Below are 23422 nucleotides of genomic sequence, written 5' to 3'. Positions count from 1 at the left end.
TAATAACATATCTTACGAGTCCATGGGTCTTTACGATAAGCGCAATGGAATGCCGCGCGAGCGCGCGGCGAACAATCGTAAGGAGGCCACAATGGCGGACAGGAACAAGGTCAAGCTCGTGCAGGCGCTCGTCGGCGCCGTCGTCCTCACGGTGCTCATGCAGGGCATGACGCTGCTCGGGATGCTCCAGTACATCTGGATGCTCTTCTTGCCGCTGCTCATGTTCTTTGCCCTGGGCGCGGACTTCAAGAAGATCCCAGACATGCTCATCGGCTACGCGGTGGGCGAGCTGTGGTGCGTCATCAACTCGCTCGTCTCCGGCGCCTTCGGGGCCGCCTTCGGCGACAACCCACTGCTCTCCCAGCTCATCCCGACTATTCTCGTCATCTTCTGCATCCTGACCGTCCACGAGAACCTCTTCGAGGGCCAGGTCTTCTCCAACATTCCCTGCATCTTCATGGGCATGGCGACGTCTTTCATGATGCTCTTCATGCAGGTGCCCATCACTTACTTCCACCTTTTCGGCTTCTGGTGCTACGGCCTAGTGCTCGCTGTCTGCCTCGTGCTCAGCGGCATGGCCGTGTGCTCGGCCATCTTCGGCAAGGAGCGTGCCATGGCCGCGCTTGCTCCCAAGGCGCCCGAGGACAAGTAACTTCTTTGTAGGGGAGAGATATAAAAATGGAAAGCAACCAGAGCGTCTTCGAGCCTAAGGTCGCAAGCAGCGTCGAGGAGGCGCGCGCGGCTTACGAGGGCCGTCCCGGCGCGGCCAAATACCCGCACGTCTTCGACCCCGTCGATATCCGCGGCAACGTGTTCAAGAACCGCCTTATCGCGGCGCCGACCATGTTCTTCCACGCGCCGTACTTCATCGAGCCGATCCGCGAGAACATCTATCGCATGGTGCAGGAGCGCGCCGAGGGCGGTTTCGGCTGCGTGGCCACCGGCGAGCTGCCGCTTAACTTCGAGGAGGGGCGCGGCGCCTTCATGGACCGCGCCATCGACGTCCACCACTACTACGGCGCTGATTTCGACGCCGCCAAGGAGTACGCGGACCGCATCCACGCGGGCGGAGCCTTAGCGTACATGGAGATCTCTCACGAGGGTCTCGAGGCCGACGACGCCGCGGAGCCCTGGGGCCCCTGCGACTTCGTCCGCGAGGAGGACGGCCGCCATGTCTTCGGCATGGACAGCCAGATGATGGAGAAGGTCTGCCGCGACTTCTTCGATGTGGGCCGCTTCGCCTGCGCCTGCGGCTTCGACGGCGTGCTGCTCCACGGCGGCCACGGCTTCCTTATCCAGCAGTTCGTCTCGCCGCTGTTCAACAAGCGCACCGACGAGTTCGGGGGCAGCATCGAGAACCGCTCGCGCTTCCCCAAGATGTGCCTGCGCGCCCTTCGCGCCGGCATGGGCGAGGACAAGGTGCTTGAGCTTCGCATGAGCGCCGAGGACTGCGAGGAGGGCGGCATGACCCTCGAGGACTCCTGCGGCTTCGCGCAACAGATCGACGGCCTCGTCGACATCTTCCACGTGTCCTGCGGCATCAAGAAGTACGGCAACGGCGGCGACACCTTCAGCGACATTTTCGACGTGCACGGCGTGAACCTCGAGCGCGCGGCCGCCATCAAGGCGCGCCTCAACAAGAGCCTGGTCGCGGTGGTCGGCGGCTTCAACAGCGTGGCCCAGGCCGAGGACGCTATCGCGGCCGGCAAGTGCGACTTCGTCGAGTACGCGCGCCAGTGCTTCGCCGACCCGCGCTTCATCGAGAAGACCTTGGACGGGCGCGAGGACCTTATCCACCGTTGCCTGCGTTGCTTCCACTGCTACCCGGGCTTCTGCGAGCACCCGACGGACATCCCGCTGTGGTACCAGCTGCCGCCCGAGGAGTTCATGAAGGTCTACAGCCCGGCCGTCATGGGCGACTGCTCCGTGAACCCGAACTCCGGCTTCGGCTACTACCCCGATCGCCTGCCCAAGCCCGAGGCGAGCCGCCGCGTGCTCGTCGTGGGCGGCGGCGTGGCCGGCATGCAGGCGGCCGTGACGGCCGCCCGCCGCGGGCACGACGTCACGCTCGCCGAGGCGTCCGACAGGCTGGGCGGCGTGCTTCTCTTTGCCGAGAAGGACCATGACAAGCGCGAGTGGATCGACTTCATCGAGGTGCTCAAGCAAGAGCTTGCCGAGGAGGGCGTGAAGGTCGAGCTCGGGCGCACGGTCGACGCGGCCTACCTGGCCGAGGTCGCTCCCGAGCACGTGATCATCGCCACCGGCGCCAAGAACAAGGCGTGCCCGCTGCCGGGCGCCGAGCGCGCGATGAACGCTGCGGACTCGTATTACCACCTCGACGAGCTGGGGCACAGCATCGTGATCGCCGGCGGCGGCCTCACCGCTTGCGAGACGGCGCTCAACCTGGCGGCGTTGGGGCACGAGGTCACGCTCGTGGCCAGGAAGGCGCGCATCACGCCGTCCACCTTCGGTTATTACCGCAACGCGCTGCTCTCCGAGATGGATAAGCGCGGCATCAAGCAGGCGCTCTCCACCTGCCCCGTCGAATTTTCCGACGAGGGGCTCGTGTGCGTGAAGGCCGTCGACGAGGCGGGAACGCCGGGCGACGAGCGCGTGGTCGTTGCCGGCGACACGTACCTGTACTCCTTCGGCATGCAGGCCGATACCGAGGCCGCAGAGGCGCTTCGCGCCGCCGCCGAGGCAGCCGGCGCGAAGGTAGCCGTCGTCGGCAACGCAGAGCGCGCGGGCATCGTCCGCGACGCCATCCACAGCGGCAACGACGCCGCGATGGCCATCCTTTAGTCACCATCGGAGCTCCGCCCGCCCCCGTGTACGGCGGCGTGCCGTGGCTTCCTCTCCAAAGCGCCCCCGATCGCACCGCGCGATCGGGGGCGTAATTTGCGTGTTGAGGCCCGTAGGGCACACCTCATGCCCTGAATCGCGGGCTTATCTCGGGGTAGGGGCAGAAAAACTAGGGATGGCGGCAGTTTTTTGAGGACCGTCCGAGTAGTCGTTGCTTCGAGTATTGTAAAACCGCAGGTAGATGGGTTGTGTTGATTTTGGATACTCAGTCCGTATTTGGAAAACTGCCGCCATCCCGTTTTTCGTTTTCGTTGTCGAGCGTAAGCCCGGCCCTGGCGGTCGTTGAAGGCTGAGGGCCTGCCGTCCAGATGGCGGCTTCCTATCAAAATGGATAAACGTTGCGGGTGGGTCGGCTGTTCGCCGCTGTTTTCCTGGCGTGAACATAAAGCAAGTGCCCGAGGTCTGCATTACGCCGGCCCGGGCACTCGAGTTGATGGATCTGTGCGCGTAAGCGCTGTTGGTCGCCCGCTACGCGCGCGGCTTCAGGGCGTGGTAGAGGATGACCGAGGTCACGTAGCCGATGAGGACCAGATACACGTAGGTGGAGAGCCACGCCGCGACGATGCCGGCGCCGCCCGTGTGGACCCAGGCCTCGATGAAGCTGATAATGGTGACGAAGATCAGGTTCTCAATGAAGATCTGCGCGTAGATGCGCCAAGAAGCGTCGCCCAGGGGCTTGGTGAGCGCCGCGGCGATGCTGCCGGTGGGCAGCAGGAACTGCCCGAGCACGTTGGTGGCGAGCGCCACGCAGGTGAAGATGTACCAGGTGTGGTCGAACGGGTCGCCGCCGAGCAGGGTGGCGGAGGTGTTGATTACGATGGCCAGCACGATGTCCTGGATGATGAGGTTGCGGTTCCACTCGCACATAAGTCGGGCCCTTCTTGCCGAGAACTAAGACGAACCAATGGTAGCGTCCACCCGTGCCCCGTCCAACGTGTGCCGCTTCAATAAAAACTCTTCGGCCGGGCCGTCGATTTGTGTGTTTGCACCAACCGCGTTAAGTCATTCGGATGCCGTAAAACCGATTTGGTTAGCCTAGGTCAAGTTTAAGTCAATAGATGCAGATAAATCGAAGTATCGGCTGAAGTCAAATCCGTATTGATTTGGTCAATATCGATACTTTCGTGGTTATTTTTCCTTTTGGTACTTTCGGTTTAAATGTTTCTCTACGGGCCCAACCTAAAGGAACTGAAGGAAAGGAATCTGGCATGGCCAAGGATTACCCGGCGCTTGCCTCCGCAATCATCGAGAAGGTTGGCGGCAAAGACAATATCGTTTCCGTCGCCCACTGCGTGACCCGCCTGCGCTTCGTCCTCAAGGACGAGTCGAAAGCCAACGACTCCGAGGTCAAGAAGGTAAAGGGTGTCATCGACGTCGTGCACGGGAACGGCCAGTACCAAGCAGTCATCGGCACGGACGTCGAGGACGCGTACGATGCGGCCGTAGCCATCCTCGGTACCGGCATGGTCGGCGGCGAGGTCACGGTCGAGAAGGGCAACCGCAACGTCTTCGAGAAGTTCTCCGAGACCATCTCGGGCATCTTCTTCCCCTTTATGGGCGCCTTCGTGGCGGTCGGCATGCTCAAGGCCGTTCTTGTCCTCGCGTCCAGCTTCATCGACGGCTTCTCGGCGACGGGAGCCTACATTATTCTTTATGCCGGCGCCGATGGCTTCATGAGGTTCCTGCCGTTCGTTCTCGCCATCACGGCTGCCGAGAAGTTCAAGGCCAACCGCTTCGTGGCCCTGGCCATCGTTTTCCCGCTTCTGTATCCCACTATCGTTTCGGCTCAGGCCGACGGCATCGCGCTCGACTTCTTCGGCATCCCGGTGACGCTCGTGAGCTACGCCACTTCCGTCATTCCGCCTGTCATCATGGCGTGGCTGCTCGCCAAGATGGAGGGCGGCCTCAAGAAGGTCATGAGCAAGACCGTCTTTTCGCTCTTTGGCTACATGGTCTGCATCGCTGTGCTCGTCCCCGTCGAGCTCATTGCGGTCGGACCCTTCTTCCAGTTTGTGGGCCAGCTCGTCGCCGACGGCATTCTCGCCGTCTACAACGTGGCGCCGGTGGTGGCCGGCATGCTCTTCGGCGGATTCTGGCCGGTGCTCATCATCTTCGGCGCCCACGCTGCCTTTACCCCGATCGTCATGAACAACTTCTCCACCATGGGCTACGACTGGATTAGCCCGCTGTCCTGGGGCTGCAACTTCGCCATGGCCGGCGCCTGCCTCGGCGTCTTCCTCAAGACCCGCAACAAGAACCTCAAGGAGGTCGCCGGCCCCAACTGGGTGACCGCCCTTCTCGCCGGCGTGACCGAGCCCGCCATCTACAGCGTGAACCTTAAGTTCAAGCGCCCGTTTGTCATTGCTTGCGTCTGCTCCGCCCTGGGCGCCGTACCCATCGTCATCTCCGGCCTGCAGCGCACCGCCTTCATCGGCGTGAACCTCGTCACGTTGCCTGCGCTCATGAGCTTCCCAGGTGGCTGGGCGGTTCCCATCACGGCCGGTATCGGCTTTATCGGCTCCGCCGTCGCGACCTATTTCTTCGGGTTCAACGACTCGATGATCGACGACCCCGCGCTTCTCGAGGATGCTGAGTAGTGGGATGTCCCCCTCTTCCCCTTCGCCGTGTCGCCGGCGGAGGGGAAGGCGCTACGGCTTTTTGCGGTATTCGCCGGGAAGCATCCCGCATTCGCGTTCGAACACCTTGTAGAAGAAGCTGATGTTCGAGTACCCCACGCTCCTGGCCACGTCCGTGACGCTTAAGGTGTCGTTCGTAAGAAGTCTCTTGGCCTGCTCGATGCGCTGGTGCTGCACGAGGTCCTTAAAGGTGGCGCCGCACTCGCGCTTGAGGAGCTTCGCGATGTAGCTCGTGCTCACGTTGAACTTCGAGGCGGTTTCCTGGAGCGTGCAGGTTCGGTAGTTCTCCTCGATGTGGCGCAGGTACGACAGCGCCGGGTTCCTGAGCGGCACCGTGCCCTCGTCGACGCCTTGCCCGTAGACGTCGATGAGCTCGCTCACCACGAGCGAGAACAGGCATTGGAGCATGTTCTCCGAGCGGGCCGAGGGCTCCAAGCACTCGCACATGAGCTCGTTCATGAAGATGGGCAGGCGACGGCTCGTCTCGGACCGGAACAGGATGAAGTTGTTGTGGTCGATGCCCTTGGAAATCGAGTTCAGGAAGAACGAGGTCACCAGGCTATCCGACTCCAAACGGTTGAAGAAGTTCGTGGTGAAGTAGCTCTTCTCGATCTGGAAGTTCACCAAGATGTCGTTTTCGCCGAGCGGGGCGATGGTGTGGATGGTGCCCGAGTCGACGAGGAGCACCTGGCCTTTTCGCAGCCCCATGAGCCGGTCGTTGACCGTCTCGATGCACATGCCGCCGTACATGTACGAGAGCTCGACGAAGTCGTGGTTGTGCAGGGGGTAATCGCGAAAACGCGAGTGCCGCTTGAAGCGGATAAGCGGGTCGTGGTCGCCTGTTCGGGGGTTGTTTCCCCAGAAACTGGACTGCATGACCTCGACACCGGCGATTGTGGCGAAGGGGCGAGTCTCCGGAGCTGACGGCGCACCGTTGCGGTAGCCGATTTCGTGCTCACTGAGCACCCTTAGTCTTTTGTCGAGTTCTTCTGGGGTCAAGGATCGTTCACCTGTTCTTATATGGTTGGGATTGACTGAATCGTTACATACCTGGCAGGCGCATGGCAAGTGCCCGCCCTTCGAAAGGAAGTAAATTATGGCCTTTGCGGCGCAATACCCGAGGATTACCAGAACGAGGCGCATCGAGGACCTCTGCGGGACTTGGGAATTCCGGTTCGATCCCGAGCGCGTCGGCGAGCGGGACGGCTGGGCCGCCCACGGCCTGCCCGACCCCATCGACATGCCGGTTCCCGCCAGCTTCAACGACGTCTTCACCGACAAGGCAAGCCGCGAGTACTATGGCGACTTCTGGTACGCCAAGTGCGTCTTCGTGCCGGGGGAGTGGGAAAGCGGAAACGTCGACATCCGCTTCGATGCGGCGACGCACCGCGCGACGGTCTTCGTGAACGGAAGCGAGGTCGCCTCCCATGAGGGCGGTTTCACGCCGTTTTGCGCTCACCTCAACGGCTGCGTGAGGTGGAACGACTGGAATTACGTGGCCGTCCGCGTGAACAACGAGTTGACCGAGCACACGTTGCCTGCGGGCGGCGTCGCCACCCTGCGCGACGGCACCCGCATCGCGGCCCCGTACTTTGATTTCTTCAACTACGCCGGCCTGCAGCGCAAGGTGAGGCTCCTCTCGACACCCGAGCGACGCGTCGCCGGCATAAAGACCTCCGTTGAACTCATCAAGAACCGTGCGCAGGTCCGCTATGAGCTGGACCTTGAGGACGCGGTCGGGCTGCGCGCAGAGGTGGTGCTTGTGGACGGGGACGGGCAGCCCGTCGCCGACTCGCAGGGCGAGCAGGGCGTGCTCACGGTCGAAGACCCGCGCCTCTGGGGCCTGCGCCGCCCGTATCTCTACACGTTGTGGGCGCGTCTCTATGACGGGACGGAGCTTGTGGACGAGTGGTACGACACGCTCGGCTTGCGCACCATCGAGGTCTCGGGGCGAAATATCCTGCTCAACGGACGTCCTGTCTACCTTAAGGGGTTCGGGCGTCACGAGGACAGCCCCGTGCACGGACGCGGGTTCGATCCTGTGGTAAACAAGCGTGACTTCGAGCTGCTTAAGTGGATGGGCGCGAACTCCTTCCGCACGAGCCACTACCCCTACTCCGAGGAGCAGCTCTACGAGGCGGACCGCGAGGGCTTCTTCGTCATCGACGAGGTCGCCGCGGTAGGTATGCTGCGCTCAACCAAGAACTTCGCCGATGCCGTGACCGCGCCGCGGGGCGAGACGTACTTCGACGACCCGGCGGTTCGCGAGAAGACGCTGCCCGCGCATATCGCGGCCGTCCAGGAGCTCGTCGAGCGCGACCGCAATCACGCCTGCGTCTGCGCCTGGTCCCTCTTCAATGAGCCTGACTTCTCCTCGGAGGCGGCGGTTCCGTATGCGCAGAAGGTCTTCGACGCGTGCCTCGACGCCGACCCGCAGAAGCGCCCGCGCTCCTATACCAACGTGACGCGCTGCCGCGCCGGCATCGACAAGTGTACGCACCTCGCCGATTTTATGATGCTCAACCGCTACGACGGCTGGTACGTCTGCGGCGGCCCGCGCATCGAGGACGCCAAGGCCATTCTTATCGAGGAGATGCACAAATGGGAGGAGCTCGAGCCCAATAAGCCGTTTCTGTTCACCGAGTACGGAACCGACACCATGGCGGGCGTGCACAAGCTGCCGAGCGTCATGTGGAGCGAGGAGTACCAGCTCGAGTTCTTCCGGGCCCAGCACGAGGTCTTCGACATGTTCGATTGGGTCGTGGGCGAGCAGCCGTGGAACCTCTGCGACTTTCAGACGGGGGAGGGCGTTATGCGCGTCGATGGTAATAAGAAGGGGGCCTTTACGCGTGACAGGCAGCCCAAAGCGATCGCGTTCCTGCTGAGGGACCGTTGGCTCAGGAAGCTCGACTACCTCGATTAGCGGCTGGTTCGCGAGAAACGGCAGGGCCCCGGCGAGCTTTTCGTCTCGCCGGGGCCCCGCCATTCGATATTGGCTTTGCGTTACTCGTCGCCGAAGCTGATGCCGAGCATCCTGGCCTCGCGCACGAGGTCGCCGTCGGGGTCGACGTACTTGAGCTTGCCGGCGACCTCCTCGAGCGGCACGCGGCACATCTTGCCCGCGACCTGGGCAATCATAATGCCGAACTCGCCGTCCATGCAGGCGCGTGCCGCCTCGACGCCGCACTGCGTGGCGAAGATGCGGTCCATGGCGTCGGGCTGGCCGCCGCGCTGGGTGTGGCCGGGGATGGCCACGCGGACCTCGCGGTCGGTGCGGGCCGCGATCTCCTCCGCGATGTCGTAGACGACCGACGGCTTGACGCGCGCGGCCACCTTCTTCTTGTAGTCTTTCTTCTTCATGGCCGCCTCTTGCTTGGAGATGGCGCCCTCGGCCACGGCGATGATGGCGAAGCGCCCGCCGTTGCCGTCGCGCGCCTCGATGGCGCGGATGACGTTGTCCATGTCGTAGGGGATCTCGGGGATGAGGATGACGTCCGCGCCGCCGGCGATGCCCGCGTAGAGCGGAATCCAGCCGACCTTGTGGCCCATGATCTCGATGACGAAGACGCGGCGGTGGGAGTTGGCCGTGGTGTGGATGTCGTCGATGCACTTGGTGGCGACGTCGATGGCCGAGGTGAAGCCGAAGGTCATGTCGGTGCCGTAGGTGTCGTTGTCGATGGTCTTGGGCAGCGTGATGACGTTGCAGCCCTCCTCGCGCAGGCGGTTCGCGGTCTTGGTGGAGCCGTTGCCGCCGAGCATGAAGAGGCAGTCGAGGTTGAGCTTGTGGTAGGTGTGCAGCATCGCGGGGACCTTCTCGATGCCGTCCTTGCCGGGCTCGTCGAGCAGCTTGAACGGGGTGCGGGAGGTGCCGAGGATGGTGCCGCCGCGGGTAAGGATGCCCGAGAAGTCGCTGTAGGTCATCTCGCGGTAGCGGCCGTAGATGAGGCCCTGGTAGCCGTCCTCGAAGCCGAAGATCTCGATCTCGCCGTCGACGTTGTGGAAGAGTGCCTTGACGATACCGCGCATGGTGGCGTTGAGGGCTTGGCAGTCGCCGCCGCTGGTAAGCAGTCCGATTCGAAGCATGGGGGGTTCCTCTCTCGGGTATTGGCCGCCGCGCGACGCGGGCGGTTTGCTTGCAACACGCACGGCTTACAGGTTATCCCACGGATGGGCGCGGCGGGCTTTCAATTCCGCCGATGGCCCGTTATGTTTACGACCGCGTGACGCGCCGCTCCGCTTGTATTTGGCTATACGTGCAAGGTTTGGCCGCCCGTGCGACGTTTCGCGGTGGTGCTTGCAAGGTTTGGCCGCCCGTGCGACGTGGTTTGGGTAACGCGAACGAGGGCAGGGCAGAAAAAGCCCAGTTGGACGTTGCCGGGGAGACCTATTAACGCCGAACTCGGCGAAAAATACGTCGCACGAGCGGCCAAACCTTGCTTCGCTATGCCCAAAACGTCGCACGAGCGGCCAAACCTTGCAGCTTCTCGGTTCCTGTGCGAGCCGTGGCTTATACTGGCAGTGAAATTTTGGGTTACGGGGCTGGAGGACGCCATGTACGACCGCGCGTCAGAGATCGACGAGGCCATCGAGGCCGGGCGGGACGCCCTCGCAGCGCTGCGCGACGCCGCCGACTCGCTCGATTCGGCCCAGCGCTGGGGCGTCGTCGACATCCTGGGCGGCGGGCTTTTGACCAGCGTGGTCAAGCACTCGCGGCTCGGCGACGCCAACCGGGCGCTTGCCGATGCACGCCGCGCCATCAACCGCTTCACGCACGAGCTCGCCGATGTGCACGAGCTCGCGGACCTCAACGCGAACGTCGGCAGCTGGAACGCCTTTTTCGATATTGCGCTCGACAACGCGCTCGCCGACATCCTCGTCCAGAAGGAGATCTCGGACGCGGCCGATCGCGTCGGCGCTGCCATTGACAAGGTCGAGGAGGCCGTGCGCCGACTCGAGGCTGCCCGAGCTCGATAGGCGCGCCCGATTTCGCTAACCTCTTGACCATCTGAGGTAATCGACCCAGAAGAGAGAGGTAAGCCCCGCATGAGCAAGACGCAAGAGATTCTTCGCGCGCCGCACGAGCAGATCGAGAAGATCCAGCTCGAGGGCATCAAGAGGACCGCCATCAACTGCTACGAGAACATCCCCTTCTACAAGCAGTCCTTCGACGAGGCCGGCTTTGACCCGCACTCTATCGAGAGCTTCGACGACGTGGCCCGTGCTCCCTTCGTCGAGAAGCAGGACCTGCGCGACGCCTACCCCTACGGCATGCTGGCCGTGCCGCTGAAGGAGGTCAAGGAGATCCACATGTCCTCGGGCACCACCGGTGTGGCCACCGTGGGCGCCTATACCAAGCACGACATCGACATCTGGGGCGAGTGCTTCGCCCGTGGCATCCTCTTTGCCGACGGCTCCGACGAGGACGTCGTGCAGGTGGCCTACGGCTACGGCCTCTTTACGGGCGGCCTCGGCGCCCACTACGGCGGCCACTGGATGGACGCCACGGTGATCCCCATCTCCGCCGGCAACACCGAGCGCCAGATCCGCGTCATGCGCGACATGGGCACCACCATCTTGTGCTGCACGCCCTCTTACGCCATGCACATCGCAGACACCGCTATCGAGATGGGCCTTGACCCTGCGCGCGACCTGCACCTTCGCGCCGGCATCCACGGCGCCGAGCCCTTCAGCGACAACTTCCGCGCCGAGCTCGAGCGCAAGCTCGGCTACAAGGTGCTGGACGTCTACGGCCTCACCGAGACCATGGGCCCGGGCGTGGCCAACGAGTGCTGGGAGCAGAAGGGCCTGCACATCGCCGAGGACCACTTCTATCCCGAGATCATCAACCCCGAGACGGGCGAGGTCCTGCCCGACGGCGAGTGGGGCGAGCTCGTGCTCACCACCCTCGACCGCGAGGCCAGCCCCGTCGTGCGCTACCGCACCCGCGACATCACGCGCATCATCCCGGGCCAGTGCCCCTGCGGCTGCTCGCACCGTCGCATCGACCGTATCCACGGCCGCACCGACGACATGCTGATCATCCGCGGCGTCAACGTCTTCCCGAGCCAGATCGAGGACGTCATGAAGACCTTCGACCAGGTGTCCAGCTGGTACCAGATCGAGGTCGACACCGATCACCGCTCGCTCGACATCGTGACCCTCAAGGCCGAGGTCAACCCCGGCTTCGAGCTTGACTCCGTGGCCGCCGTGGAGCGCCTGCAGAAGGAGATCTCCGCCACCCTCAAGACGGCGCTCTCCGTGGGCGTCCGCGTCAAGCTCGTGGAGCCCAAGTCCATCCCGCGCTCCGAGGGCAAGGCAAAGCGCGTCATCGACCTGCGAAAGGAGAAGTAGCCATGATCGACCAGATCACCGTCTTCCTCGAGAATGAGAAGGGCCGCGTCGCCTCCGTGGCGCGCACCCTCGCCGACGCCGGCATCAACATGACCGCGCTCAGCCTCGCCGACAGCGCCGAGTACGGCCTCGCGCGCATCGTTTGCGCCGAGCCCGACCGCGCGCTCAAGGCCCTCGGCGACGCCGGCTACCGCGCGAGCGTCGTCAAGGTCGCGGCCGTGGCCGTGCCCGACCGCCCCGGCGGCTTGGCCGAGCTCTTCGAGGCCCTCGACGAGCTCGACGTCAACATCGAGTACTGCTACTGCTTCAGCCACCGCGACGGCGCCGCCGTCTTCGCGCTGAAGGTCGCAGACGCGGCGGCCGCGGCCAAGGCGGTCTGGACGCTCGAGGGCGCCGGCTTCAAGGCGCTCCAGCAGGCGGACCTGTAGCAACCAGCCTAAGCATCGCCTTTGCGGCCTCGTCCCCTTGTGGGGCGGGGCCGCTTTTGTGTGGGGAGGAGGTCGGGGCAGGGCTCTTGCCTGGTTGCCTGTGCAATACAGAAATTGGATAGCAAGCAAGAAAACATGTATTTTACTTATGGATTATGCAGGCCTAGGATGTGGCTCGACCCAATCAAGCAGCAAGGAAAGGTTGTTGCCATGATCCTCGGAATGGGCGTGCCCGAGCTCGCCGTCATCGTCGTCGTTATCCTCGTCATCTTCGGGCCAAAGAACCTGCCGAAGCTCGGTAGCTCGCTCGGCAAGACGGTCAAGAACTTCCGCGACGGCATGGATAGCGGGACCGACGATGCGGCCGCCGAGGTCTCCGAGGTTGTCGCCGACGTCGCCGATGCCGAGGACGCGGACGCCTAGCGCCTCATTCGTTTCTCGGAGACTCGCCGCCCGCCCTACGAGAGGTCGCCGAGCAGCGCGATGGCGGTGCGGAAGAGGTCCGATGCGGCGTGCTGCGCCTTCCAGATGACTGCGGGGCGGCTCTCGAGCTCGCGGCAGGCCAGCTCCTTGATGAACTGCTCACCGGTGTCCGTCACGCGCAGGAGCGAGCGGGGGATGAGCGCGATGCCCATGCCCTCCCGCGCCCAGAGCGCCGCGGTGCGCGGGTCGTCGACAAGCGTCGTCACGCGCAGGCTGCTGCCGGTGACCTCGAACGCCTTCGAGAGCTCGGGGAGAAGGCGGCGGTAGGCGATGATGGGGGAGCCGGCGAGGTCATCGACGGTGCAGCTCGCTTCTTCGCCGACCTCGTGATCCGGCGGCATGACGGCCACGAGCGGCTCGGCCGCGGCGAAGCGGCAGCGCAGGCCGTCTGACTTGAAGGGCGTCCGCACGACGCCTATGTCGGTGATGCCCCCGTCGAGCAGGTCCATGATGCCCGGGGTTGCTGCCTCGCGAATCTCGATCTCTGCGTTGGGAAAGCTTCGCCGCAGGTCAAGCAGTCTGTCTTGGGGCATAAGGCCGGAACACCCGGGGTCGACGCCGATGGTTATGGTGCCGCCCGCGCCCGTGCCGACGCTCGCCACCTCGCGCTCGGCGGCGTGCGCCATGGCAATGAGATGCGTCGCGCGGTCGTAGAGCACCTTGCCGGCTTCGGTGAGCGAGACGCTCCTCGGCCCGCGTACGACGAGCTGGCAGCCGAGCTCCTTCTCGAGTTTGGCCAGCTCATAGGAGAGGGGCGGCTGCGAGATGTGGAGCCTGCGGGCCGCTGCGGTGATCTGATGTTCCTCAGCGATTGCAATAAAGTATTCAAGTTGTTTCAGATTCATAGCAAAAGCCTTTTTGAGCCGAAGGCGATATATATGCATTATATCGCCCATCACACTACATGCACAATACGAGATTCTACCCATGCCCTTATGCGTTTGCCGCTATGCTTGAGTCAACAAGCAAGCCAAGAAAAGGAGAACGGAATGTTTCGAAAGAATCTCAATGAATCGCAGCGTAAGGTCTATGACGCTTGCTGCAACGGCTGGTTCATCGGCGGCGAATATCGTGCAATGTTTGATAACCACGAGCGCCGTTTCTATGCCGACAGCGTCCGCTGGCTCTATGACGAGGTCAACGATTGGTTCGAGAGCCACTCCGATCGCCATGCCGGCTCGCCGATAGTCGTCCAGTGCCTCGCGTAAGCGGGCGGATGCGCAAAATAGGGAAGATAAAAGGGGATGGGAGCCGGTAAGGCTCCTATTTCTTTGAGCCGGGCCGCAGGTGGGTGCGTGATTTGGGTCAATGCGGCCTACGGGCACCCACACAACGGCGCCCTCGCGCGCAAAAACCGGGATGGCGGCAGTTTTCCGCGGACCCTCCGAGTATCCCTTGTTTTGCAGTCGACAAAACCGCAGGTAGAAGGGTTGGCCGAAAATCGGATACTCAGGCGGTCCGCGAAAAACTGCCGCCATCCCGGTTTTTGTGCGCACGAGACCCGGCGGGCTCCGCGGATGGGTCTTTGTGCCGCATGCAAGCTACGTTGCGCGAGTGGCTGCAGGCCAAATCAGCTCAATTCCAGCACCTGCGTGTCGAGGATGTGGCCGAGGGTAAGCGCGAGGCCGGGCTCCAGGCTCGCCTTGTCGATCCACTCGTCGCGCGTGTGGAGCAGCGCCCCCGCAACGGCGCCCATGGTGTGCGCGGCAACGCCGAGCGAGAGGGGCACGTTCGCGTCCGTCGAGGACTCCTGGTGCACGGGCTCGGTCCCGGTCAGCGCGCGGATAGCCTCGTCGCCCGCGGCGATGAGCTCGGCTTGGCCCTCGGGCTCGCTCGCCGTGCTCGCGGGCCTCTCGCCGATGAGCTCGGTCTCGATATCGACGCCGGGGGAGCGCAGGTCGCCCACCATCTGCTCGAAACGTTTCCGCATGATCTCGAGGTTCTCTTGGTTGGCGGAGCGGTACTCAAGCAGCACCTCGGCCTCGGTGGCGATGGCGTTCACCGTGGTCCCACCGCTCACACAGCCGGCGTTCACGCTGGTCTTCGCCCCGTAGGGCAGCGGCAGCGCGTAGAGCCCGCACACGACGCGGCTCGCGGCCAGAACAGCGCTCGGCGCGCCGGCATCCTCCCACGAGTGGCCGCCTGCGCAGCGGCACCTCACGCGCCAACGGTGCGAGCCCACGGCGCCCGTGATGTGCTTGCCCAGATAGAGGTCGAACGACGTGAAGGACTCCGCCCGAACGCCTCGCCGCTCGAGCCCGGCCATGATCTCGCGCGTGCCCCGAAGGTTGCCGAGCCCTTCCTCGCAGGCGTTGGCGACGATAAGCACATCGCGTTTGAGCTGCGGTTTATTTGCAAGGAGCCATTTGGCTGCCATGAGCAATCCGCAGAGGTTCGCGGTGTCGTCGCCAACTCCAGGGGCATACATGCGCCCCTCGTCCTCGGTAAAGGGGAGCTCCTCGGTGTCGGCCGCGACAACGTCGGTGTGCGCCGAGAAGACGGCGCAGCTCCCTCGGTCGGCGCCGGGCAACGTGAGAACGACGTTCTTCGCGGCGTCGACCGCGATCGCCCCCTCGTCGGCGCCCGCGGCGAGCAACCAGTCACGCACGAACGCTGCGCGCTTCTCCTCGTGCCCCGTCGGCGCGGGGATGCGCGCGAGCTTACGCAAAAGGTCGAGTTCCTCGGCCTGCGCCTGCTTCGCGTAGCTCGACGCCAGCTCGATCACGTGCTTTTCCATGGGCCCCTCCCGGTATTCGCGTCTGTTTGGCAGTGTACTTCTCGCTACCTGCACCGTTCGCGTGGCGATACTGTTTCGTGCTCGTTTTTGGGGTTGAGGGCCGCGTCCTGCGGTGTTAGGGTCTATTCATTCGATAGAGGAGCGGGCACGAAGATCCGCGGGGGAGCCGGCAGGCGCTTGACCCCAAGGGGAGGCGAGGCCCGCCGAACTTCTCGGGCCGGGCGCGGTCCGGAGGTGGGCCCTCGGGGAATACCCGCGGGACTGTCTGCGACAAGAGGTCGCGGGAGCGCTATCACTTGGGGCCGGCCGGCGCTGTTCCGGGCCCCGTCTGAGCGCGCGCCCGCATGTATATGCAAGGAGCCGCGCGCATGGAGAAGCGCCCGTTCATCAATAAAGACCAGCTCGAGGCCGTCTGCGCCGAGTACCCGACGCCGTTTCACCTCTACGACGAGGCCGAGATTCGCCGCCGCGCGCGGGCGCTCAACGCCGCCTTCTCGTGGAACCCGGGCTTCAAGGAGTACTTCGCCGTAAAGGCCACCCCGAACCCCTGGATCGTGAGCATTCTGGCCGAGGAGGGCTGCGGCTGCGACTGCGCCACCGGCGTGGAGCTCACGCTCGCCGAGGCCTGCGGCGTCACGGGCGAGAACATCATGCTCTCGTCGAACGATACGCCCGACGAGGACTACCGCCACGCGGCCGAGCTCGGCGCCATCATTAACCTGGACAGCCTCGACATGGTCGATTGCCTGGTGCGCGCCCTCGACGGCAAGCTCCCCAAGATGGTCTGCTGCCGCGTGAACCCCGGCGGCACCTTCGCGAGCGCCAACGGCATCATCGGAAACCCCCAGGACGCCAAGTTCGGCATGACGGTGCCGCAGCTCATGGAGGCCTTCTCGCGGCTGGCTGAACTCGGCGTCGAGGACTTCGGCATCCACGCGTTTCTTGCGAGCAACACCCAGGAGAACGACTACTACCCACGCCTTTCCCGCCAGCTTTTCGAGCTCGCCGTGCGCGCGCACGAGGAGCTCGGCGTCCACGTGGGACTGATCGACCTCTCGGGTGGCATCGGTGTGGACTATCGCCCCGAGGATGCCGCGGCCGACATTGCCGCCATCGGTGAGGGCGTGCGCGAGGCCTATGAGCAGGTGCTTGTTCCCGCCGGCATGGGCGACGTCCGCATCTGCTCGGAGCTCGGCCGCTGGATGCTCGCTCCCGCGGGCGGCCTCGTCACCCGCGTCATCCATGAGAAGCTGACCTACAAAGACTACCTCGGCGTGGACGCCTGCGCGGCGAACCTCATGCGACCGGCCATCTACGACGCCTACCACCACATCACGGTGATGGGCAAGGAGGACGAGCCCGCCGAGCGCGCCTACAACGTGGTGGGCCGGCTCTGTGAGAACAACGACCAGTTCGCGCACGACCGTATGCTGCCCCTGACCACCATCGGCGACCTGCTGTTTATTCACGATGCGGGCGCACACGGCTTCTCGATGGGCTACAACTACAACGGCGCCTTGCGCTCGGCCGAGCTGCTGTGGCGCGAGGACGGCTCGGTGCAGCAGATTCGCCGCGCCGAGACCCCCGCGGACTACTTCGCGACCTTCGACGCGGACCCGCGCTTCTCTTCGCTGGCAAAGAAATAAGACGAAGGGACTGTCCCTCGTCTTGTTAAATGATTGATGAAAGGATACGAACCATGGATATGAGCAACCTCACCGGATCGGTCGTCGCGCTGGTCACCCCGTTCAAGAAGGACGGATCGGTCGACTTCGAGAAACTCGAGGGCCTCGTCGATTTCCACCTGGCCAACGACACCGACGGCATCCTGGTGCTCGGCACCACGGGCGAGTCCGCCACCATGACCGACTCCGAGGACCTCGCTGTGGCCGAGTGCGTCGTGCAGCGCGTCGCCGGCCGCGTCCCCGTCATCGGCGGCTCCGGCTCCAACTGCACTGGCGAGTCGCTGCGCAAGTCGCTCGAGCTCCAGAAGCTCGGCGTCGACGGCCTGCTCATCATCAGCCCCTACTACAACAAGTCCAATGAGGAGGGCATGTATCACCACCTCGCCGACGTCATGGACGTCGTCAACGTGCCCTGCATCCTGTACAACATCCCGGGCCGCACGGGCTGCAAGATCTCCGTCGGCAACGTCGAGCGCCTGTCTGCCCACCCCAACTGCTGGGGCATCAAGGAGGCCTCCGGCGACATCTCCTATGCCGCGAGCATCGCCCACTGCCTCTCCGACGACTTCCGCATGATGAGCGGCAACGACGATATGGTTGTGCCTCTGATGAGCCTGGGCGCCAAGGGCGTCATCTCTGTCTGGGCCGACGTTGCCCCCAAGACCGTCCACGACATGTGCGCCGCTTATCTCGCCGGCGACGTCGAGGCCGCCCGCAAGACGCAGATCGACAACCTTGAGCTTATCCACTCGCTCTTCTGTGAGGTCAACCCCATCCCCGTCAAGGCAGCGCTCGCCAAGATGGGCCTCATCGACGAGTACTACCGCAAGCCTCTGTGGCCGATGGCTGACGCCGGCCGCGAGCGCCTCTACAACGCCATGAAGGGGGCTGGTCTGATTGACTAACGCGAACAACGTCGAGCTCACGAGCGTCATCTTGGTGGGCGGCGGCCGCATGGGCCAGCTCATTGCCCAGAAGCTCGACGCCGACGGCGGCTTTGCTGCCGAGGGCATCTACGACGTGACCAACGCCGATGAGCTCGACGGCCGCGCACCCGTTGTCGACCTCGTCATCGACTTCTCAAACAAAGACGCGCTGCCCCACGTGCTCGCCTACGTGGAGCGCACGGGCGCGGCCCTTGTCTCGGGCACCACGGGCTTCTCGGACGAGGGCCTCTCGGAGCTGCGCGCGCTCGGCGAGAAGACCCGCGTGATCCACTCGGCCAACTACTCCTTGGGCATCGCTGCGCTTAAACGCGCCGCAGCTCAGGCGGCCTTGGCGCTCGGCGAGTGGGACTGCGAGATCGTCGAGACCCACCACAACCAGAAGGCCGACGCGCCTTCCGGCACGGCCATCCTGCTGCTCGACGCGGTCGACCCGGACCACGCCTGCGAGGTCGCCTATGGTCGCGAGGGCTTCGTCGGCGCCCGACCCGCCAGGCAGATCGGCATGCACTCGCTGCGCGGCGGCACCGAGGCCGGCACGCACGAGGTCCATTTCTTCGGCGCCGACGAGGAGGTCTGCCTCACGCACCGCGCGACGAGCCGCCAGATCTTCGTCAATGGTGCGGTGGCCGCGGCCAAGCGGCTGCTCGAGCGCGAGGAGAATGGCTTCTATACCTTCGAGCAGCTCATGTTCGAGTAGGCCGGGCGGCACGCCCGCCCGATCGCCCTGCACGACCCAGACCCGTTAAGGAGAAACCCACCAGATGGACGCCCAGGAAATCATCAATTACATCGCTACTGCCCCCAAGAAGACCCCGGTCAAGGCCTATATCCGTGTCAAGGAGGGGGAGAGTCTCGACCTTTCGGCCGCCGACCACGTCTTCGGCGAGGGGAGGGACCTCGTCGTCTTTGCCGACTATGCCAAGCTGGGGCCCGTGCTGGAAGCCGCCGGTGACGCCGTGGAGGACGTCGTCATCGAGAACGACGGCCGCAACACCGGTGTGCCCATGCTCAATAAACTGCACGTCAACGCCCGCATCGAGCCCGGCGCCATTATTCGCGAGAAGGTCGAGATAGGCGACAACGCCGTCATCATGATGGGCGCCGTCATCAACATCGGCTCCGTCATCGGCGAGGGCACCATGATTGACATGGGTGCCGTGCTGGGCGGCCGCGCCACTGTGGGCAAGCATTGCCACATCGGCGCCGGCACCGTGCTCGCCGGTGTCGTCGAGCCCGCGAGCGCAACGCCAGTGATCATCGAGGACGACGTTATGATCGGCGCGAACGCCGTGGTGCTCGAGGGCGTGCGCGTCGGGCACGGCGCCGTTGTGGCCGCCGGCGCCGTGTGCGTCGAGGACGTGGCCTCTGGCGCCGTCGTGGCGGGCGTCCCGGCGCGCGTGATCAAGCAGGCGAGCGAGGTCGCCGAGGGTAAGGTCGCCTTGGTCGACGCCCTGCGCAACCTCTAGGCTTCTTACACTGCTCTGACGGCGCTTCTTCTCGCGCCTAGGGCGAAGGAAGCCCATGATTTTGCGTTTGCCCAGAATTTCGATGGTTAAATCGGAATCTGTCGGTATAAGGGCATGAATTCGGTTGCGTTTGCCCAGTTGGCGAAAGGCCGCTATTCGCTGATTTGAATTTAACCATCGAAAAACTGAGCGAGCACTGTGGAGGGCAACCTCGGCCACGATTTGGGGACAGGCGCCTGTGCGCACATGCGCCGCGACTGGCCCGCGGCGCTCAACGCCTGCGGAGCGCTGCGGGCCGTGTACGGCATTCTCGGTATTTAAGCGCTTCAATTGGGACATAATATGCGTATGGGCCGACGAGCGTCGGCGAAGCTTCCTTTATTTGGAGGGGTTTAGCATGGCTAACCGTTTTGTTCTCAACACCATCAGCTACCACGGCAAGGGCGCCATCCAGGAGATCCCCGGCGAGCTCCAGCGCCGCGGCTACAAGAAGGTTTTCGTCTGTTCCGACCCCGACCTGGTCAAGTTCGGCGTCACCGCTAAGGTCACCGACCTTCTGGACGCCGCCGGCATCGAGTATGCCGTCTACTCCCAGATCAAGCCCAACCCCACCGTCCAGAACGTGCTCGACGGCGTCGAGGCCTTCAAGGCTGCCGAGGCCGACTCCATCGTGACCATCGGCGGCGGCTCCTCCATGGACACCGCCAAGGCCATCGGCATCATCATCAACAACCCCGAGTTCGCCGATGTCCGCAGCCTCGAGGGCGTTGCCCCCACCAAGAACCACGCGGTCTTCACCATCGCCGTGGCCACCACCGCCGGCACTGCCGCTGAGGTCACCATCAACTACGTCATCACCGACCCTGAGAAGGTCCGTAAGTTCGTGTGCGTCGACGTCAACGACGCCCCCGAGGTCGCCGTCGTCGACCCCGACATGATGGCCACCATGCCCGCCGGCCTCACCGCCGCCACTGGCATGGACGCCCTGACCCACGCCATCGAGGGCTACACCACCAAGGGCGCTTGGGAGCTCTCCGACATGTTCCACTATGAGGCCATCCACCTCATCTCCAAGAACCTCCGCGCTTCCGTCGAGGAGGCCAAGAGCGGCGTCCCCGGCGCCGGCCGCGAGGGCATGGCCCTTGGCCAGTACGTCGCCGGCATGGGCTTCTCCAACGTCGGCCTTGGCATCGACCACGCCATGGCCCACACCCTCTCCGCTCACTACGACACCCCGCACGGCGTCGCCTGCGCCATGCTGCTGCCAATCGCCATGGAGTTCAACAAGCCCGTCGTCGCCGAGCGCCTTGCCAAGGTTGCCGTCGCCATGGGCGTCGACACCACCGGCATGAGCACCGACGAGGCCGCCGACGCCGCCATCGCCGCCGTCAAGCAGCTTTCCGAGGACGTCAACATCCCCAAGGTCTGCGAGGCCATGAAGGCCGATGAGATCGAGGTCCTGGCCAAGGATGCCGTCGCCGACGCCTGCTTCCCCGGCAACCCGCGCGACGCCTCCCTCGAGGACGTCATCGAGCTCTTCAAGAAGATCTGCCCAGAGGCCTAGTTCTTCTTGCCGGCGCAAGCCGTCCAGAGCATGACGAAGCCCTTCTCACCGTCGCTGGCGAGAAGGGCTTTTTGCTTGCGAGGCGTGTCGAGGCGGGGGGTCGAGCGGGCGGCCCGCGGCGACGGATATACTTCTCTAGGAAGTATTCAGCGACGCGACCGACTTCGCTGGGGGTGCGCGATGAGCGACGTTCGAGATTATTTGGAGTGGCGAGGCGACCTTTCGCTCGCCGAGAGGCCTTTCAACGACGTTGATAACCTGATCATGACCTGCGTCGCGTACCTCGACCTCTCTAACATCGTGCCGAGGCAGGCCGACGGCGGCTCTGTGAGCTTGGCCGAGGCCTGCGAGGACTTCCTCGTGCGCGCCGCCGGCGACGACGTCTCGCGCTGGGTGCGCTCGGTCGCGTCCATCGACGGGCGTTTCGTGCGCGCCCTGGGCGAGTCCGCGAGGTTCGGCGCCTCCTCGCTTCGCGGCTACGTCGACCTTTTCGACGAGGAGAAGACGCTCCAGTTCTCTGCCGTGACCTGCGACCTTTGTGACAATCATTCCTTCGTGGCGTTTCGCGGGACCGACAACTCGCTCGTCGGCTGGAAAGAGGACTTCATGCTGAGCTTCCGCGTGACGTCGGCACAGCACGCCGCGGCGCTCTATCTCGAGGCGCAGGCAATCCGTGCCCGCGATGAGGGCCGCAAGCTCTATGTGGGCGGCCATTCAAAGGGCGGGCTTCTCGCCGCGTATGCCGCGGCCGCCTTGCCCGAGGCCCTGCGCGAGGTCGTCGACCGCGTGTGGAGCGACGACGGGCCCGGCATGGCCTCGGACGCCTGCCCGGTGAGCGCCCGCTCGATATACGGCGACCGGTTCATCCACGTGGTGCCCGCCTACGACATCGTGGGGTCGCTCTTCGATGACGGCACGCCTAAGCTCGTGGTAGGAAGCGACGCCGACGGCGCGATGCAGCACGACCCGATGAGTTGGCAGGCCGACTACCAGGGGTTTATTGCCGCCGAGGGTTTGGACGCAGATTCGGTGAGGCTCTCCGAGGCGCTTGCCGGTTGGCTCGACGGCGTGAACCCCGACGAGCGCGAGCGCTTTACCGATGAGCTCTTTGACGTGCTCCAGGCGAGCGGCGCGACGAGGCTCGACGAGGTCATGGCCACGCCGCAGTCCGTGCAGCAGGTGCTCGGGGCCTTAGGCGCGGCCGATCAGCGCACAAAGGATCTCGTCTGGGCGCTTCTGGGCGCTGCGGTGGGGGCGAACTTCGAGTCTGCCAAGGACGCTGCGGTGAGCATGGCCGCGCAGGCGGTCGCGGGAATCACCGGCGCCATCGTCGACCTCGCCCTCGGCGACGGGGGACAGCAGGGTTGACGATGCCGTTTCGGGCCTGTTGCCGCCTTGTCGCCCTTAGGCGACCTGCCGGTCGAGCGATTGCGCCGGCCCCGCCCCGAAACCCGCGCATCCAGCAAGCAGAACGGGTGCCACGCCCCGAAACGGCGCCATCCAGCAAGCAGAGCGGGTACCCCGCCCCGAAACCCGCGCATCCAGCAAGCAGAACGGGTGCCACGCCCCGAAACGGCGCCATCCAGCAACGCGACGCTGCTGGATGGCGCCGTTTCGGGGCGCGGTTCGGCTTTTGGTTGCTGGATGGTGAGAAAACGGGGCTTGCCCTGGTCGCCGGTTGCTGGACCGCACCGTCTCTGGGCGCGGGCACACGGTCGGGTAATGGCTGCGGCGGCCAAGCGCCGCCGATGGTTCGCAAACAAAAAAGGGCAGGGGAGATGCCCTGCCCGTTTTTCGCTTCGTGCGCGCGTGCCGTTAGCCGATGACGGCGCCGACGATCATGCCGACGATGGAGATCACGATGGCGCCGAAGAACGCCGCGCCGAAACTCTCGACGACGATGCCCGCGTGGAAGATGTTGCGCGAGAGGTAGCTCGCGAGCTCAAGGAATATAGCGTTGAGGATCAAGCTGAAGATGCCGAGCGTGAGCACCTTGAGCGGGATCGCGAGGGTGCCCACGATAGGCTTGACGGTGGCGTTCAGGATACCGAGGACGAGGGCGGTGAAGATGGGCGCCGCCCACGAGCCGCCGATGGCCTCGATGCCGGGGACGATCCAGATGGCCGCGGCCGTCGCGATGGCGGTGGCGAGCCAGCTGCCGAGAAATCCCATGATTGCTCCTTTGGTCGTAGGGTTCATCGGGTTAAGCGTACCTCAAACAGGCGGGGCGCGGCGCCGGGCGCCCGGCGGCGGCACTTCTCCG

21 protein-coding genes and 1 riboswitch are annotated in these 23422 nt (G+C 64.4%); of the genes, 15 read left to right on the top strand and 6 right to left on the bottom strand.

The window, feature by feature from the left end:
- Positions 1 to 91 precede the first annotated feature (91 nt).
- Both U5709_RS09865 and U5709_RS09860 read left to right on the top strand, forming a co-directional pair.
- Entirely contained in the window at positions 92 to 652 is a 561-nt protein-coding gene (locus U5709_RS09865; protein ID WP_321971570.1) for a DUF1097 family protein, read from the top strand.
- Between the two features lie 26 nt (positions 653 to 678).
- The gene (locus tag U5709_RS09860; protein WP_321973303.1) at positions 679 to 2802 is read left to right on the top strand and encodes an FAD-dependent oxidoreductase; all 2124 of its coding nucleotides are present in this window, start codon (positions 679 to 681) and stop codon (positions 2800 to 2802) included.
- 528 nt (positions 2803 to 3330) lie between these two features.
- Here the strand turns inward: U5709_RS09860 and U5709_RS09855 are convergent.
- Entirely contained in the window at positions 3331 to 3729 is a 399-nt protein-coding gene (locus tag U5709_RS09855) for an ABC transporter ATPase (RefSeq protein ID WP_321971568.1), read from the bottom strand.
- A 341-nt stretch (positions 3730 to 4070) separates the two neighbouring features.
- On the opposite strand from U5709_RS09855, the gene U5709_RS09850 reads away from it, so the two are divergent.
- Positions 4071 to 5459, top strand: a complete 1389-nt coding sequence (locus tag U5709_RS09850; RefSeq protein WP_321973302.1) for a PTS transporter subunit EIIC — start codon at positions 4071 to 4073, stop codon at positions 5457 to 5459.
- A gap of 51 nt (positions 5460 to 5510) precedes the next feature.
- Here the strand turns inward: U5709_RS09850 and U5709_RS09845 are convergent, their stop codons facing one another.
- Entirely contained in the window at positions 5511 to 6464 is a 954-nt protein-coding gene (locus tag U5709_RS09845) for an AraC family transcriptional regulator (protein ID WP_321971566.1), read from the bottom strand.
- Positions 6465 to 6594: 130 nt separating this feature from the next.
- On the opposite strand from U5709_RS09845, the gene uidA reads away from it, so the two are divergent.
- Positions 6595 to 8421: a beta-glucuronidase gene (gene uidA / locus U5709_RS09840; RefSeq protein WP_321973301.1), complete on the top strand. Its 1827-nt coding sequence runs from the start codon at positions 6595 to 6597 to the stop codon at positions 8419 to 8421.
- Between the two features lie 80 nt (positions 8422 to 8501).
- On the opposite strand, the gene U5709_RS09835 is transcribed toward uidA, so the two are convergent.
- Positions 8502 to 9581, bottom strand: coding sequence for an ATP-dependent 6-phosphofructokinase (locus U5709_RS09835; protein WP_321971564.1), 1080 nt, complete (start codon positions 9579 to 9581; stop codon positions 8502 to 8504).
- Positions 9582 to 10049: 468 nt separating this feature from the next.
- Here U5709_RS09835 and U5709_RS09830 point away from each other — a divergent pair, with 468 nt between their 5' ends.
- The 4 genes from U5709_RS09830 (at position 10050) to tatA (ending at position 12700) form a co-directional block, all read left to right on the top strand.
- Entirely contained in the window at positions 10050 to 10472 is a 423-nt protein-coding gene (locus U5709_RS09830; RefSeq protein WP_321973300.1) for a hypothetical protein, read from the top strand.
- Positions 10473 to 10541: 69 nt separating this feature from the next.
- Positions 10542 to 11849, top strand: a complete 1308-nt coding sequence (locus U5709_RS09825; RefSeq protein ID WP_321971562.1) for a phenylacetate--CoA ligase — start codon at positions 10542 to 10544, stop codon at positions 11847 to 11849.
- A 2-nt stretch (positions 11850 to 11851) separates the two neighbouring features.
- On the top strand, positions 11852 to 12277 hold the full coding sequence (locus tag U5709_RS09820; protein WP_321971561.1) for an ACT domain-containing protein: 426 nt from the start codon (positions 11852 to 11854) through the stop codon (positions 12275 to 12277).
- Positions 12278 to 12487: 210 nt separating this feature from the next.
- Positions 12488 to 12700 carry a twin-arginine translocase TatA/TatE family subunit gene (tatA, locus tag U5709_RS09815; protein ID WP_321973299.1) on the top strand — a complete coding sequence of 71 codons (213 nt, stop codon included), beginning with the start codon at positions 12488 to 12490 and terminating at the stop codon, positions 12698 to 12700.
- Between the two features lie 35 nt (positions 12701 to 12735).
- On the opposite strand, the gene U5709_RS09810 is transcribed toward tatA, so the two are convergent.
- Positions 12736 to 13605: a LysR family transcriptional regulator gene (locus U5709_RS09810; protein WP_321971559.1), complete on the bottom strand. Its 870-nt coding sequence runs from the start codon at positions 13603 to 13605 to the stop codon at positions 12736 to 12738.
- Between the two features lie 144 nt (positions 13606 to 13749).
- Here U5709_RS09810 and U5709_RS09805 point away from each other — a divergent pair, with 144 nt between their 5' ends.
- Entirely contained in the window at positions 13750 to 13968 is a 219-nt protein-coding gene (locus U5709_RS09805) for a hypothetical protein (RefSeq protein ID WP_321971558.1), read from the top strand.
- A 362-nt stretch (positions 13969 to 14330) separates the two neighbouring features.
- On the opposite strand, the gene U5709_RS09800 is transcribed toward U5709_RS09805, so the two are convergent.
- Positions 14331 to 15497 (bottom strand): M20/M25/M40 family metallo-hydrolase, encoded by a 1167-nt coding sequence (locus U5709_RS09800; RefSeq protein ID WP_321973298.1) that lies wholly within the window; start codon positions 15495 to 15497, stop codon positions 14331 to 14333.
- Positions 15498 to 15623: 126 nt separating this feature from the next.
- A riboswitch (Lysine riboswitch) is annotated at positions 15624 to 15797 on the top strand.
- Between the two features lie 68 nt (positions 15798 to 15865).
- On the opposite strand from U5709_RS09800, the gene U5709_RS09795 reads away from it, so the two are divergent.
- From U5709_RS09795 to U5709_RS09770, 6 genes are all read left to right on the top strand, one after another.
- Complete coding sequence (locus U5709_RS09795) at positions 15866 to 17143, top strand: diaminopimelate decarboxylase (RefSeq protein ID WP_321971556.1); 1278 nt, start codon at positions 15866 to 15868, stop codon at positions 17141 to 17143.
- A gap of 53 nt (positions 17144 to 17196) precedes the next feature.
- A complete protein-coding gene (gene dapA / locus U5709_RS09790; RefSeq protein WP_321973297.1) occupies positions 17197 to 18087 on the top strand; it encodes a 4-hydroxy-tetrahydrodipicolinate synthase in 891 nt (296 codons plus the stop codon).
- Entirely contained in the window at positions 18080 to 18826 is a 747-nt protein-coding gene (gene dapB, locus U5709_RS09785) for a 4-hydroxy-tetrahydrodipicolinate reductase (RefSeq protein ID WP_321971554.1), read from the top strand. Before dapA ends, dapB begins: the two co-directional genes overlap by 8 nt.
- A 64-nt stretch (positions 18827 to 18890) precedes the next feature.
- Positions 18891 to 19595, top strand: coding sequence for a 2,3,4,5-tetrahydropyridine-2,6-dicarboxylate N-acetyltransferase (gene dapD, locus U5709_RS09780; RefSeq protein ID WP_321971553.1), 705 nt, complete (start codon positions 18891 to 18893; stop codon positions 19593 to 19595).
- Positions 19596 to 19992: 397 nt separating this feature from the next.
- Complete coding sequence (gene fucO, locus U5709_RS09775) at positions 19993 to 21159, top strand: lactaldehyde reductase (protein WP_321971551.1); 1167 nt, start codon at positions 19993 to 19995, stop codon at positions 21157 to 21159.
- 180 nt (positions 21160 to 21339) lie between these two features.
- Positions 21340 to 22527, top strand: a complete 1188-nt coding sequence (locus U5709_RS09770; protein WP_321973296.1) for an Mbeg1-like protein — start codon at positions 21340 to 21342, stop codon at positions 22525 to 22527.
- 447 nt (positions 22528 to 22974) lie between these two features.
- Here the strand turns inward: U5709_RS09770 and U5709_RS09765 are convergent, their stop codons facing one another.
- Positions 22975 to 23331, bottom strand: a complete 357-nt coding sequence (locus U5709_RS09765) for a phage holin family protein (RefSeq protein WP_321971802.1) — start codon at positions 23329 to 23331, stop codon at positions 22975 to 22977.
- Positions 23332 to 23422: the final 91 nt, after the last annotated feature.

The sequence above is a fragment of the Paratractidigestivibacter sp. genome (assembly GCF_963660155.1).
Taxonomy (GTDB): domain Bacteria; phylum Actinomycetota; class Coriobacteriia; order Coriobacteriales; family Atopobiaceae; genus Paratractidigestivibacter.
This window is presented reverse-complemented; position numbering and strand designations above follow the sequence as displayed.

What these genes read in the sequence shown, in the direction of transcription:
- U5709_RS09765 (WP_321971802.1), bottom strand. Translation starts at nt 23,331, where the DNA reads ATGGGATTTCTCGGCAGCTGGCTCGCCACCGCCATCGCGACGGCCGCG.
- tatA (WP_321973299.1), top strand. Translation starts at nt 12,488, where the DNA reads ATGATCCTCGGAATGGGCGTGCCCGAGCTCGCCGTCATCGTCGTCGTT.
- U5709_RS09820 (WP_321971561.1), top strand. Translation starts at nt 11,852, where the DNA reads ATGATCGACCAGATCACCGTCTTCCTCGAGAATGAGAAGGGCCGCGTC.
- dapA (WP_321973297.1), top strand. Translation starts at nt 17,197, where the DNA reads ATGGATATGAGCAACCTCACCGGATCGGTCGTCGCGCTGGTCACCCCG.
- U5709_RS09805 (WP_321971558.1), top strand. Translation starts at nt 13,750, where the DNA reads ATGTTTCGAAAGAATCTCAATGAATCGCAGCGTAAGGTCTATGACGCT.
- U5709_RS09795 (WP_321971556.1), top strand. Translation starts at nt 15,866, where the DNA reads ATGGAGAAGCGCCCGTTCATCAATAAAGACCAGCTCGAGGCCGTCTGC.
- U5709_RS09810 (WP_321971559.1), bottom strand. Translation starts at nt 13,605, where the DNA reads ATGAATCTGAAACAACTTGAATACTTTATTGCAATCGCTGAGGAACAT.
- U5709_RS09865 (WP_321971570.1), top strand. Translation starts at nt 92, where the DNA reads ATGGCGGACAGGAACAAGGTCAAGCTCGTGCAGGCGCTCGTCGGCGCC.
- U5709_RS09800 (WP_321973298.1), bottom strand. Translation starts at nt 15,497, where the DNA reads ATGGAAAAGCACGTGATCGAGCTGGCGTCGAGCTACGCGAAGCAGGCG.
- fucO (WP_321971551.1), top strand. Translation starts at nt 19,993, where the DNA reads ATGGCTAACCGTTTTGTTCTCAACACCATCAGCTACCACGGCAAGGGC.
- dapD (WP_321971553.1), top strand. Translation starts at nt 18,891, where the DNA reads ATGGACGCCCAGGAAATCATCAATTACATCGCTACTGCCCCCAAGAAG.
- U5709_RS09850 (WP_321973302.1), top strand. Translation starts at nt 4,071, where the DNA reads ATGGCCAAGGATTACCCGGCGCTTGCCTCCGCAATCATCGAGAAGGTT.
- U5709_RS09860 (WP_321973303.1), top strand. Translation starts at nt 679, where the DNA reads ATGGAAAGCAACCAGAGCGTCTTCGAGCCTAAGGTCGCAAGCAGCGTC.
- U5709_RS09770 (WP_321973296.1), top strand. Translation starts at nt 21,340, where the DNA reads ATGAGCGACGTTCGAGATTATTTGGAGTGGCGAGGCGACCTTTCGCTC.
- U5709_RS09835 (WP_321971564.1), bottom strand. Translation starts at nt 9,581, where the DNA reads ATGCTTCGAATCGGACTGCTTACCAGCGGCGGCGACTGCCAAGCCCTC.
- U5709_RS09855 (WP_321971568.1), bottom strand. Translation starts at nt 3,729, where the DNA reads ATGTGCGAGTGGAACCGCAACCTCATCATCCAGGACATCGTGCTGGCC.
- uidA (WP_321973301.1), top strand. Translation starts at nt 6,595, where the DNA reads ATGGCCTTTGCGGCGCAATACCCGAGGATTACCAGAACGAGGCGCATC.
- U5709_RS09830 (WP_321973300.1), top strand. Translation starts at nt 10,050, where the DNA reads ATGTACGACCGCGCGTCAGAGATCGACGAGGCCATCGAGGCCGGGCGG.
- U5709_RS09825 (WP_321971562.1), top strand. Translation starts at nt 10,542, where the DNA reads ATGAGCAAGACGCAAGAGATTCTTCGCGCGCCGCACGAGCAGATCGAG.